General features: G+C 67.5%; 11 protein-coding genes. 2 read left to right on the forward strand and 9 right to left on the reverse strand.

Going from position 1 to position 12294, the window contains the following annotated elements; translation table 11 throughout:
• Positions 1 to 100: 100 nt before the first annotated feature.
• From ACH2A7_RS02525 to proC, 3 genes are all read right to left on the reverse strand, one after another.
• The gene (locus ACH2A7_RS02525; RefSeq protein ID WP_394959750.1) at positions 101 to 880 is read right to left on the reverse strand and encodes a TSUP family transporter; all 780 of its coding nucleotides are present in this window, start codon (positions 878 to 880) and stop codon (positions 101 to 103) included.
• A 115-nt stretch (positions 881 to 995) separates the two neighbouring features.
• On the reverse strand, positions 996 to 1826 hold the full coding sequence (locus tag ACH2A7_RS02530; protein WP_394959752.1) for a Cof-type HAD-IIB family hydrolase: 831 nt from the start codon (positions 1824 to 1826) through the stop codon (positions 996 to 998).
• Positions 1823 to 2632 carry a pyrroline-5-carboxylate reductase gene (proC, locus tag ACH2A7_RS02535; protein WP_394959754.1) on the reverse strand — a complete coding sequence of 270 codons (810 nt, stop codon included), beginning with the start codon at positions 2630 to 2632 and terminating at the stop codon, positions 1823 to 1825. The genes ACH2A7_RS02530 and proC overlap by 4 nt, the downstream gene beginning before the upstream one ends.
• A 171-nt stretch (positions 2633 to 2803) precedes the next feature.
• On the opposite strand from proC, the gene ACH2A7_RS02540 reads away from it, so the two are divergent.
• Both ACH2A7_RS02540 and ACH2A7_RS02545 read left to right on the forward strand, forming a co-directional pair.
• Positions 2804 to 3244, forward strand: coding sequence for a LytTR family DNA-binding domain-containing protein (locus ACH2A7_RS02540; RefSeq protein WP_394959756.1), 441 nt, complete (start codon positions 2804 to 2806; stop codon positions 3242 to 3244).
• Positions 3245 to 3254: 10 nt separating this feature from the next.
• The gene (locus ACH2A7_RS02545) at positions 3255 to 3707 is read left to right on the forward strand and encodes a DUF3021 domain-containing protein (RefSeq protein ID WP_394959758.1); all 453 of its coding nucleotides are present in this window, start codon (positions 3255 to 3257) and stop codon (positions 3705 to 3707) included.
• Between the two features lie 68 nt (positions 3708 to 3775).
• On the opposite strand, the gene ACH2A7_RS02550 is transcribed toward ACH2A7_RS02545, so the two are convergent.
• From ACH2A7_RS02550 to ftsH, 6 genes are all read right to left on the reverse strand, one after another.
• Complete coding sequence (locus ACH2A7_RS02550) at positions 3776 to 4621, reverse strand: hypothetical protein (protein WP_394959760.1); 846 nt, start codon at positions 4619 to 4621, stop codon at positions 3776 to 3778.
• 128 nt (positions 4622 to 4749) lie between these two features.
• A complete protein-coding gene (locus ACH2A7_RS02555; protein WP_394959762.1) occupies positions 4750 to 6000 on the reverse strand; it encodes an ABC transporter permease in 1251 nt (416 codons plus the stop codon).
• On the reverse strand, positions 5993 to 6697 hold the full coding sequence (locus ACH2A7_RS02560; RefSeq protein WP_394959764.1) for an ABC transporter ATP-binding protein: 705 nt from the start codon (positions 6695 to 6697) through the stop codon (positions 5993 to 5995). The genes ACH2A7_RS02555 and ACH2A7_RS02560 overlap by 8 nt, the downstream gene beginning before the upstream one ends.
• 5 nt (positions 6698 to 6702) lie before the next feature.
• Positions 6703 to 8472 (reverse strand): efflux RND transporter periplasmic adaptor subunit, encoded by a 1770-nt coding sequence (locus ACH2A7_RS02565; RefSeq protein WP_394959766.1) that lies wholly within the window; start codon positions 8470 to 8472, stop codon positions 6703 to 6705.
• Between the two features lie 194 nt (positions 8473 to 8666).
• Positions 8667 to 10007, reverse strand: coding sequence for a D-alanyl-D-alanine carboxypeptidase family protein (locus tag ACH2A7_RS02570; protein ID WP_394959768.1), 1341 nt, complete (start codon positions 10005 to 10007; stop codon positions 8667 to 8669).
• Positions 10008 to 10171: 164 nt separating this feature from the next.
• Entirely contained in the window at positions 10172 to 12142 is a 1971-nt protein-coding gene (gene ftsH, locus ACH2A7_RS02575) for an ATP-dependent zinc metalloprotease FtsH (RefSeq protein ID WP_394959770.1), read from the reverse strand.
• Positions 12143 to 12294 lie beyond the last annotated feature (152 nt).

Here is a 12294-nt window from a genome sequence, read left to right on the forward strand (position 1 = left end):
CCCGGCAGATACTGCCGTAGCAATATCTGCCGGGGGTTCAGACACCTGCAAAGTTACCCCTGTCAGGGGGCACCAAAGCTTCCGCGCTCTTTTTGTTTTATCAGGCCAGCAGTTCCACCACCAGATCGGCCAGCAGCAGCGCCAGCACGCAGAGCATCATGGGGCGGATGAACCGCGCGCCCTTTTTCAGGGCCATGCCGCTGCCCAGCAGATGCCCGGCGATGCCGAACACCGCCGCGGGCAGGGCCACCGCCCAGAGCACCTTGCCCGCCGCCACCATGGTGATGACCGAGGCGTAGTTGCTGGCAAGGTTCAAAAGCTTCGCGTTGCCGGAGGCGCTGCGCAGGTCGTAGCCCATCAGCACACAGAAGGCCAGGATGGCAAAGGTGCCGGTGCCGGGGCCGATGAGGCCGTCGTAACCGCCGATGAAGAAGCCGATGCCCGCCGCCAGCAGCCACTTTTTGCGCCCGGTGCGCAGGGCCGGCCGGTCGGGGCCGGCCAGGTCACGCCTGACGAGGATGAGCACCGCCGCCACCGGCAGCATCACCAGCAGGATGAGTTTGAGGGCGGCGTCCGGCAGCAGCAGCACCGCCCGGCTGGCCAGGGCGCTGCCGGCGAAGCTGGCCGCCGCGGCGGCCAGGGCCACCTGCAGCTCCAGCGCGCCGGATCGGAAGAACCGGGCGGTGGAGAAGGTGGTGCCCACCGCGCTGGACAGCTTGTTGCAGCCATAGACAAAGTGCATGGGCAGGCCCACCGCCATGTAGGCGGGTATGGCGATCAGCCCGCCGCCGCCGGCGGCGGAGTCCACGAAGCCGGCGAAGCCCACCATCGCGCACAAAAAAAGCATTGCCGGCAGTGAGAGCGGCAGCCAATCCAACATCAGGGTTCACTTCCCGTTTTACAGTTGCGGCCCGGGCCGCACGGTATAGAGGATAGCACAATCCGCCCCGCCGGGCAAGCCCCCGCCGCCCGCCCGCGGGGCCGCCTTTTTCCGGTTACCGGCCCAGCACAAAGCGCTCCAGCGCCCGGGCCACGCCGTCGTTGTCGTTTGTGTCGGTGACAAAACGGGCCGCCGCCTTCACCGCGGGGGACGCGTTGCCCATGGCCACGCCCACCCCGGCGCGGCGCAGCATGGGCAGGTCGTTGCCCGAGTCGCCGCAGGCCATGATCTGCTCCGGGGCGATGCCCAGCCGCCGGCCCAGGGAAAACAGGCCCTCGGCCTTGTCCACGCCCTTCGCGTTCAGTTCGATGCCCACCGCACTGCTGCTGCTCACCGCGAAACGGCCGCTCTCCTCCAGCAGCCGCCAGGCGGTGCGCAGCTGTTCCGGATCGGTGAAAAACAGGTTTGCTTTTTCTATGTACTCCTGTTCCCGGGCCAGCACCCGCACGTCTTCCACGGTGCGGCGGCTGGCGCGGATGTAATCCGCCATGCCCGGCGGCGCCCACTCCTCCGCCCGGTCCAGCTGGTCGGCATTGCTGTGGCCCCAGCCGCCCAGGAACAGATCCATCACCCGGTCGAACCCGGAGGTGACCTCCCAGGCGAAGAACCAGTCCTCCCGGCTCATCCAGTGCCGCTCCGCCACCTTGCCGGCGGCCAGGTCCACCAGGGTGGCCCCGTTGGCGGTGACCGCCCAGTCCACCCCCGGAATGGAGGTGAACTCCCGCGGCAGGCCGCCCCAGGGCCGCCCGGTGGCGGGCACCACCATGCAGCCCGCCCGGATGCAGTCCCGGATGGCCTGCTGGCAGCGGGGGGTGATTTGCCGCGCGCTGTTGTAAAGGGTGCCGTCGACGTCCAGCCCCACGAGACGAATGTCCAGACCGCTCATTGTTTTCCCAGCTCCCCGTTCTTTTTCCAGCTTGCCACCACGGCGCCCATCACCGCGGCGCGCACGCCGCCCTGTTCCAGCGCGTACACCCCGGCGATGGTGCTGCCCCCCGGGCTGCACACCTCGTCCTTCAGCTGGCCGGGATGACGGCCGGTGACCAGCACCATGCCCGCCGCCCCCGCCAGGGTCTGCGCGGCGTACTCCTGCGCCTTGGCCCGGGGCAGCCCGCAGGCCACGCCCCCGTCCGCCATCGCCTCGATGAACTGGTACACGAAGGCCGGCCCGCAGCCGGACACCGCGCTGGCCGCGTCCATCAGCCGCTCCTCCAGGGCGTCGAACCGCCCCGCGCCCGCCATCTTGTCGCAGAACTCCTCCACCTCCGCCTCGGTCACCTGCTCGCTGGCGGCGTAGAGGATCATCCCCTGGCCGATGGCGCAGGGGGTGTTAGGCATGATGCGCAGGATGGGCGCGGCAAAGCCCAGCATCTCCTGCAGGCGGGCGATGGAAAGGCCCGCCGCCATACTCACCAGCACATACCGGTCGGCGCGGGCCGCCAGCGTGGAGGCCAGCGATCGCAGCAGCCCCTCCATCATCTGCGGCTTGACCCCCAGGAAGATATATTGGGCCTCCCGGGCCACAGCCTCGTTGTCCATGGCGATGTCGCAGTCCAGCTCCTCCGCCAGCGCCACCGCCTTTTCCAGCGTGCGGTTGGTCAGCACCACCTGCTCCGGCCGGCGGCGGCAGGCCGCCCGGGCCAGCGCGCCGCCCATGTTGCCGGTGCCAATGAATCCGAACGTGTATCCCACAGTACACCCCTCCTTCTTATATTAAGCACAGCATAGCACACTTTGCCCCGCCGTGCAAAGGAAAAAGCGGCGCCCCCCCGCCGTCCGTGTGCGAAAATCGACCGACTGTGAAAAAAGCGTTGGCTTTGCCGCCCGCTTTTTCTATAATGGCATTGCAGGGAGGTGAACCCCATGAAACTGGAGATAATCCTGGACCCGGCCTGCGGCGAACCGGTGCTGACCCTCCGGGCCGCCGCCATGACCGAGGACCTGCAGCGCCTGGTGCGCCAGCTGTCGGAACAGGCCACGCCCCTGCTATGCGGCGAGCGGAACGGCCGGCTGGAGGTGCTGGACCCGGAGCAGCTGGCGCGGGTGTACGCCGCGGCGGGCCGGGTGTACGCCGTGACCGAGAAGGGCGAGTACGTTCTGCGGATGCGGCTGTACGAGGCCGAGGCCCGGCTGGCGGGGCGGCGGTTCGTGCGCATCTCCCACTCGGAACTGGTCAACCTGAACCTGGTGGAGAACTTCGACACCGGCCTTTCCGGCACCATCTGCGTGCGGCTGAAGGACGGAACGGCCAGCTATGTGTCCCGCCGGTATGTGCCCGCCATCAAAAAAATCCTTGGGATATGAGGTGTCTGCAATGAAAAAAGTTCTTCTTTACGCGGCGCAGGGCGCGCCGGTGGGCCTTGCCATCGGCTATGCCATCACCATTTTTCTCTCCCTTTTCTGGGGCAACGGTGAGTATCTGCCGGTGATGCCCTCACTGGCCGAGGCCCTGGGCGGCGAGGCGGCCGCCGTGGCGGTGCAGGCGCTGCTGTGCGCCGGCATCGGGGCGGTCTTTTCCGCCCTTTCGCTGGTGTGGCGGCGGGAGGACTGGAGCCTGGCAAAACAGACCGGCGTGTATTTTCTGGGCACGGCGCTGGCGATGCTGCCCGCCGCCTGGCTGGCGCACTGGATGGAGCACAGCCTGCGGGGCTTCCTTTTCTACTGCGGGCTGTTTATCCTGCTGTTCCTGGCCTTCTGGCTGGCCGGCTGGGCCGCCGCCCGGCGCACCGCCCGGCAGCTGAACGCGGGGCTGCGGCATCCGAACTGACCCGGACGCAAAGCGGCGCCCTTCCCCGCCGGGGAAGGGCGCCGCTTTTGTTGTGTTTTGCCCGGAGGTCACGCCTCGGTCACGTTGGACTCCACCGTGTACATACCAGAGTATCCGTCGATGCACTCGGTGTTCATCTCGTCCAGGCTGTAGAAACCGGTGAAGTTGTAGTAATCGCCGCCCACCTGGATGTCGATGTTGCCGTAGGCCATAAAGCCGTAGTCGCCGGTGGTCTCCACCGAGCCGTCGCCGTGGCGCACCAGGTCGCTGAAGCCCACGGCGGCGTAGTAGGGCTGGACGCTGTTGTCCGGCAGCCGGGCCTGCACCTTGTAGGCCACATAGAGCATATTGTGCACGTCCACCATCTCGCTGCTGAAGTCGGTGCGCACCAGCATATAGCCGCCCAGACAGTCGGCGGAGAGGATGCCCTCGCCCTCCCGCTGGCGCAGGGCGTCCTCACCGGCGGCCGCCATGGTATCCCAGTCGGCCTGGCCGATCTGATCCAGGGCGCTCACCCACTCGTCCAGCCCCTCCACCGTGAAGGTGGCGTTTTCCGGGGCCAGGATGGCGTTGTGGGTCGTCTTGGCCGTGTCGGCGTCGCAGGCCCACTGGAAGGTGACCGTGTCGCCGTTGGACAGGCCCTCCGCCTTGTCCAGGCTGCCGTTCACGCAGGCGGCAAGGCCCGCCGCGTCCTTCACGCCGTCGCCGCAGGAAGCGGCAAAGCCGTCGCCGTCAAAAGTCCAGCTGGCGGTGCCCTCGCCGCTCATGCCGGCGAACTCCACCGTCAGATAGGGGGTGGGGTCCACCTCCACCGGTTTCGCGCCGCAGCCGGTCATCACCAGCGCCAGCGCCAGGGCCAGGGCGGCCGCCCGCAGCCCGCCGAAAAACTGTTTTCCGTGATGCGCAGTTCCCATCTTGAATCGCTCCTCCTTGAATCCTGTGTCCGATGCCGTGAACACGGCCCGCCGCGGGGCCTGCGCATTTTCCAAGCTCCGCGGCGGTTCCTACTATAATTATATCACATCTGGCAAGAGGGGGGCGCTCACTCGTAGCGCAGCGCCTCGATGGGGTCCAGTTTGGCCGCTTTATTGGCCGGGTAATACCCGAAGAAGACGCCAATGGCCATGGAGAAGCCCACCGCCACCGCGATGGCGGAAAGGCTGGGTTTGGCGGCGGTGCCCAGCAGGGCCGCCCCGGCGCTGCCCAGCCCCACCCCCAGGGCCACACCCAAAGCGCCCCCCACCAGGCAGATGACCACCGCCTCGGTGATGAACTGGAGGCGGATGTCCCCCTGGCGGGCGCCCAGGGCCTTGCGGGTGCCGATCTCCCGGGTGCGCTCGGTGATGCTCACCAGCATGATGTTCATCACCCCGATGCCGCCCACCAGCAGGCTGATGGCCGCGATGGCGCTGATGGCCAGCTTGACGGTGTTCAGCATCTCGGTCATCTGCTCGATCATGCTCTCCATGCTGGTGGCGGCCACCGTCCAGCTCTCGTTGCGGGTGTAGAAGCTGTCAAAAAAGGCCTCGGTCTCGTCCAGAAAGGCGGTGGTATCGGTGCCGGCGGCGGCCACCACCGTGAAGCTGGTGTACCCTTGCCCCGTCTCCCCCAGCTTCTCGGCCGCCGCCAGGGGGATGTACAGGTCGGTGACCGGGTCCTCGCCGGTCATGCTGAAGTAGCCGCTGGAGTCGTACTCGTAGATGCCGGTGACATAGAAGGTGAGCAGCTTTGCGCCCACCGTGACCTGAAAGCTCTGCCCCAGCACCGAGGCGTCCGCCCGGCCGAAGACGGCCTCGCAGGCCAGGTCGCTGAGCACCGCCAGCTGCCGCTCGCCGTCGGAATCCTTGATGAACCGGCCGCAGAAGGGCTCCAGGTCGTTGGTGTCGCCAAAGCCGGCGTTGACCCCCATCACCGAGACGGAGGCGGTGTCCTCGCCGGAGCCCACCGTGCCGTCGCCCAGGCTGCTGGCCAGGGACACCGCGCTGATGCTGTCGGCGTAGGCGGCGGTGTACTCGTCGATCATGGCGTCGGTGATGCGGTCCTCCTCGGCGGGCTGGGCCATGCCGAACATCCGCCCGCCGCCGTCGCTCTCGCTCTTCTGCTGCAGGCTGACGGTGATGTTGTTGATGCCAAAGCCCTGGAGGCTGTCGGTGAGGGAGCCGGAGAGGGAGTCGCCCACCGTGACGATGGCGATCACCGAGCCGATGCCGATGATGATGCCCAGCATGGTGAGCAGCGCCCGCATCTTGTTGGCCCACAGGCTTGCAAAGGCCATGCGGATGTTGTCAAGCACTACGGCCCGCCCCCTTTCTCTCGCCCACGATGCGCCCGTCCTGCAGCGTGAGGATGCGCTGGCACTCCTCGGCCAGCTGCTGGCTGTGGGTGATGAGCACGATGGTCATGCCCTGGCGGTGCAGGTCGTGAAAGATGTCCATCACGGTGCGGCTGGTGGCGGAGTCCAGCGCGCCGGTGGGTTCGTCCGCCAGCAGCAGCGAGGGGTGATTGGCCAGCGCCCGGGCGATGGCCACCCGCTGCTTCTGCCCGCCGGAGAGCTCATTGGGCTCGTGGCCGGCCCGCTCGCTCATGCCCACCTGGGCCAGCAGTTCCCTGGCCCGCTTTGTGCGCTGGCGGCCGGGCACCCGGGCGTAGAGCAGGGGCAGCTCCACGTTTTTCAGCGCGCTGGTGCGGCCGATGAGGTTGAAGGTCTGGAACACGAAGCCGATCTTGCGGTTGCGGATGGCGGACAGTTCGCTCTCCTTCGCTTTGGACACGTCCACCCCGTCCAGGATGTAGCTGCCTTCGGTGGGTCTGTCCAGCACGCCGATGATGTTCATCAGGGTGGACTTGCCGCTGCCGCTCTCGCCCACGATGGCCACGAACTCCCCGGGGTACACCGCCAGGTCGATGCCGTGGAGGATCTCCAGCTCATTGGGCTTGCCGATGTAGTAGCGCTTGATGATGCCGTGCATCTCGATGATGGGCTGCTGCATACCCGTCAGCCTCCCATCCCGGGCCGGCCGCCGTCCCGTCCGCCCGCAGGCGCGGCGCCGCCGTCGGCGGGGGCCGCGACGACCACCTCACCGCCGCCCATCATCATGTCGGAAGGGGCGGTCACTTGCTCGGTGGCCTCCTCCGGGTCGGCGGCGGCGCGCACCACCATCCCCTCCTCCAGCTCGCTGCCGCTGATCTCGGCGTAGTAGTCGTTGGAGGCGCCCACCGTCACCGGCAGCTCCTCAAAGGTCTGCTGGCCGTTCTCCCCGCCGGTGCGCACATAGATCACCGAGGTGCCGTCCTCCTTTTCCTCAATGGCGTCCAGCGGTACGGTGAACACGTTTTCGGTGGTGGACTGGATGATCTGCACCTTGGCGTTGGTGCCGATGAGCAGGCCGCTGTCGGCGTCGTCCACCGTCACCTCGGCGGAAAAGGTGCTGGAGGAGGACCCGCCGCCCGAGGCGGTGGGCGAGATCTGGGTGAGGGTGCCGCCTATCTCGCCGTCGATCACGTCGCTGGTGATGACGGCGTGCATCCCCTCGCGCACGCTGTCGATGTCGTACTCGGCGATGGTGATGGCGATCTTGAGGCTGTCGGTGTTCTGGATGGTGGCCGCCGCGCCGTCGATGACGCTACCCACGGTGGCGTTGAGCGCCGTCACCTTGCCGGAGGTCGCGGCGGTGAGGGTGCATTTTTCCAGCTGGGACTCCAGGTCTTCCAGTTCATCGCTCTCGCCGGCCTTGTTGTAGGCGTCCAGGGCGGTGTCCCGGGTCTCCTCGGCGCTCTCGCTGGTCTTGACGGCGTTGTCGTAGGCCGTCTTGGCCTGCTCGTAGGCGGTCTGGGCCTGGGTGTAGGCGCTGGAGAGGGCGTTGTAGTTGGTGGTGGACTGGGCCGTCTGCAGGTTGGCCTGGGCGGTCTTGAGCGCCTGGTCCGCGGCCGCGTATTCCGCGTTGGCCGTCTCCAGCGCGGTCTTTGCCGCCTGCTGTTCGGCGGTGAGGGCCGCGGTCTGGGCCGTCCCCGCGGGGTCGGATGCGGCGGCGCTGGCCGCCGGGTCGGATGTGACGGCGGCGGGGTCCGCCGTGGGCGCGGGGGTGGCGACGGGGTCCACCGGGTTGCCGTCGGCGTCGGCGCTGCCGCCCAGCGCCTGCCAGGCGGCCAGGGCGCTCTGCCGGGCGTTGAGTTTGGTCAGCAGGTCGGCGTTGGCCGCGTCCACCGCGCTCTGGTAGCCGCTCACCGCGGCGGCGGCCGTGTCGTAGGCGCTCTTGGCGGAATCCCGGGCGGACTCCTTCTCCTTCATCGTGTCGTAGGCGGTGGTGACGTTCTGCTCCGCCTCGGTGAGGCTGGTCTGGGCCTTTTCATACTGCTTCTGGGCGGTGGCCTTGGCGTCCGCCAGGCTCTCCTGCAGTTTTTGGATGCTCTCCTCCAGGTCGGAGGTGTCCAGGGTGCAGATCACATCCCCGGCCTGGACCGCGTCGCCCACCTGCACGTCCACCGTCTTGACGGTGTACTTCAGGTCAGTGGTGACGTTGGACACCTCGGCGCTCTGCACCGTGCCGGTGGCGCTGATGGAGTCCTCCAGGGTGCCCTTTTCCAGGGTGACGGTGCGCACATAGGTGCTGCCGGCGGCGGGCAGGGCGGCGCGGCGGCCGGCCCGGCCGCGCAGCGCCAGCGCGGCCACGGCGGCCACGGCCAGCACCGCCAGGGCGATGAGCGCCTTTTTGTGGCGGCCCGCGAAGGCGGCCGCGCCGGCGCAGGCGATCTTGATCTTACTCATTTGCTATTCCCCCATTCGCTCTTCTCCCCCACAGCGGGCGGAGGCTACGAAGTATTCTACGAGAGCTTTGTGAAATCAGACGGAAAAAATCGTGAAATTTTTGTGGTGTGCACAAAAATTTTGTACAGCTGTGCACCTTGGGCGACAAAAAGCGTCCTCCCCGGGGGGAGGACGCAGCGGCAGTCCTGAAGGTGTTACCGCGGTCGGGCGGCGTGTCTGCGTCCCTTTGCCCGCCGGGCGGCGCGCACCGCCAGGGCCAGCACCAGGGCCAGGGCCAGCGCCGCCCCCAGCAGGGCGGGCACAAAGAAGAGGCCCAGCCGCTCCTGGTAATACAGCCAGAGGCTGCGGCCGCAGTCGCTGCCGGCCACCAGTTCCACGGCGCCCACCCGCTCGCCGTCCACATAGACGGCGGCAGCGCCCACCGTCTGCCCCGCTTTTACCGGGGCTTCCAGCCGGTCGGGCAGGCCCTCCGGCACCACCTCCACCCGGCTGACAGAGGTCTGCAGGGCGGTGAGGGTGTCGGCGGCGTAGAGGCCCACCGTCTCGGCCCCGGCGCACCAGGCCACCGGCACATTGACCACCGGCGTTTCGGTGTTGGGCAGCTGCACCGGCCAGAAGTTCGCCAGCGCCCAGTCGTAGAGGTTCGCGGTGGTGTGGAAGGCATAGTTGAAGCCGTCCGGCGCCAGTTCCACCGGCGCGCCCATCACCACCAGCAGCCAGGTCATGCCGCCCGACTCGGCGCTGGAGGCAAAACACCGCCCCGCCTCGTTGGTGAAGCCGGTCTTGATGCCCCGAATGTAGGAGCGGTAGAGTTCCTGGTCCGGCCGCTGCATCACGTTGGTGGTGGTGATGTAATAGGCCGCGCCCGCCGGGGCGTCGGCGCTTTCGGGCACGGTGTGGAGGTTGGTCAGCGGCATCCAGTAGCCGGTCTGGCAGGCCACCTCCATCAGCGTCTCGTTTTCCCGGAAGGCCCGGGCGATGAGGAACATGTCGTAGGCGGTGGTGCGGTTGCCGTATTCCAGCCCGTAGAGGCCGTGGGCGCAGACGAAGTTGGTGTTCTCGCAGCCCAGTTCCGCCGCCCGCTGGTTCATCCGGTCAAAAAAAGCCTGCAGGTCGCCGCCGCCCAGGTAACAGGCGATGGCACTGGCCGCGTCGTTGCCGCTGGGCAGCAGGCAGGCGTAGAGCAGGCTCTCCAGCGTCACCGTCTCCCCTATTTTCAGGTCCGCGTCCGAGCCGTTCTCCGCCTGGATACGGTCGAACTCGGCGGCCAGGCTCTCGGGGATGGTGTAGCTCTGGGCCAGGTCGGCCCCGCTCTCCGCCAGCAGCAGGGCGGTCATCATCTTGGTGAGGCTGGCTGCGGCCCGCACCTCGTGGGCGTTCTTCTCGTACACCACCGTGTCGGTGTCCAGATTGTAGAGATACACCGCCTCGGCGTTCACCGCGCCGGCGGGCGGCTCCCACCCGGCCGCCGCGGGCAGGGCAAAGCAGAGGGCGGCCGCCAGGGCCAGCGCGAACGAAAGTATCCTGCGTTTCAAGTCCTTTGTTCCTCCGGGTATGTTTTGGGCCGGGGCGCGCCCCCGCCTTTTCTTTCATTCATTATACGGGAAGGCGCGCGGGCTTACAACAAAAAATCCCGCCGCCCTGGCGGGCGGCGGGAAAAGAGGTCGGTGCAGGGGGGGCCGGACGGGGCGCAGCGGTCTCACCCGCCCTGCCCGGGAGACACGGGGGCGTCCCCATCGGCGGGGGCGGGGGGCTGGGTCCCATCGGCGGCGGGGGCGGCCGGCGAGGCAGCGGCAGCCGCACCGTCAGCGGGGGCTGCGTCCCGGTTGAGGATCTCCATGAACTCGTCGCCGGTGATGCTCTCCCGCTCCATCAGAAAGGCGGCCAGCTCGTGCAGCTTGTCGACGTTCTCCTTGAGGATGCCCATCGCCTTTTCGTGGGCCTCCTTGATGATGGCCAGCACCTCCTGGTCGATCTTCTCGGCGGTGCCCTCGCTGCAGGCCAGGGTGGAGTCGGCGTTCAGGTACTTGCCGGCGGTGGTCTCCAGGGCCATCATGTCGAACTGGCGGCTCATGCCCAGCCGGGTGACCATGCTGCGGGCCAGGCGGGTGGCCTGCTCGATGTCGTTGGAGGCGCCGGATGTGCAGGTGCCGAAGATCAGTTCCTCGGCGGCCCGGCCGCCGGTGAAGGTGGCGATCTTGTTCAGCGCCTCCTCGCGGCTGAGCAGGTTCTCCTCCTCCTGGGGCACCTGCATGGTGTAGCCCAGGGCCCCGGAGGTGCGGGGCACGATGGTGATCTTGGTGACGGGGGCGCTGTTGGTCTGCCGGGCGGCCACCAGGGCGTGACCGATCTCGTGGTAGGCCACGATGCGCTTTTCCTTTTTGCTGAGCACCTTGTTCTTGCGCTGGTAGCCGGCGATCACCGTCTCCACCGCCTCCTCCAGGTCGCTCTGGCGCACGATGCGGCGGTTGTTCTTCACCGCCAGCAGCGCCGCCTCGTTGATCATGTTGGCCAGGTCGGCGCCCGACGCGCCGGAGGTGGCCCGGGCGATAGCCATGAAATCCACGTTCTCGTCCATCATCACCTTGCGGGCGTGCACCTTGAGGATGGCGGCGCGGCCTTCCAGGTCCGGCAGTTCCACCGGGATGCGCCGGTCGAAGCGCCCGGGGCGCAGCAGCGCCTTGTCCAGGGTCTCGGGGCGGTTGGTGGCCGCCAGGATGATGACCCCCTTGGAGCCGTCGAAGCCGTCCATCTCGGTGAGCAGCTGGTTCAGCGTCTGCTCCCGCTCGTCGTTGCCGCCGATGCCGCCGGCGGTGTCACGGCTTTTGCCGATGGTGTCGATCTCGTCGATAAAGACGATGCAGGGGGCCTTCTCCGCCGCCTGGCGGAACAGGTCCCGCACCCGGGCGGCGCCCATGCCCACGAACATCTCCACGAACTCCGAGCCGGAGATGGAGAAGAAGGGCACATGGGCCTCGCCCGCCACCGCCTTGGCCAGCAGGGTCTTGCCGGTGCCCGGAGGGCCCACCAGCAGCGCGCCCTTGGGCAGGGTGGCGCCGATGCTGTTGTACTTGCCGGGGTTGTGCAGAAAGTCCACGATCTCGGCCAGGGCCTCCTTGGCCTCGTCCTGACCGGCCACGTCGGCAAAGGTCTTGCCGGTCTGGGCCTCCACATAGATCTTGGCATTGGACTTGCCGAAACTCATGGCGTTGGGGCCGCCCATCTTTTTGGACATGTAGCGCATGAGCAGCTGCCCCGCCGCCACCATGATGATCACCGGCAGCACCACGCCGAGCAAAAGGTTCATGGCCGGCGACGCCTGGGTGGGCACCACCCCGCCGTACTGCACCGGGCTGCCGTCGGGGCCGGTGGCGCTGAGGATGCGGTCCACCCGGTCGGGGTCGTCCACGATGGCAGTCTGGCAGATGCGGTCCTTGCCGTTCTCGTCCTTCATCTGGTAGGTGATGGTGCCGGCGGAGGAATCCTCCTCCACGGCCACCACGCTGCCGGCGGACAGGTCGCTGAGGAACTGGTTGTAGGTCACGTCGGTCACAGCGCCCCGCATCATCTGGGGGAACACCAGCCAGTTGAACATCAGCAGCGCCACCAGCGCGCCGATGGCGTAATACAGCAGCACCTTGTTTTGGTTTTTCGGCCCGTGGGTATTCATAAAACACCACCTTTTCGGGTATTTTCCCCCGCCGGGGCGCGGCGGGGCTGGATGGCGGCAAGCCGCCTTTTTTTCATGTTTATAGCATATCCTCTTGATATGAAGAAAGTATGAACAGACCAAAAATCTTTTTGCGGCGAAAAAGCGGCCCC

Source organism: Candidatus Allofournierella merdavium (genome assembly GCF_944382735.1).
GTDB lineage: Bacteria > Bacillota > Clostridia > Oscillospirales > Ruminococcaceae > Allofournierella_A > Allofournierella_A merdavium.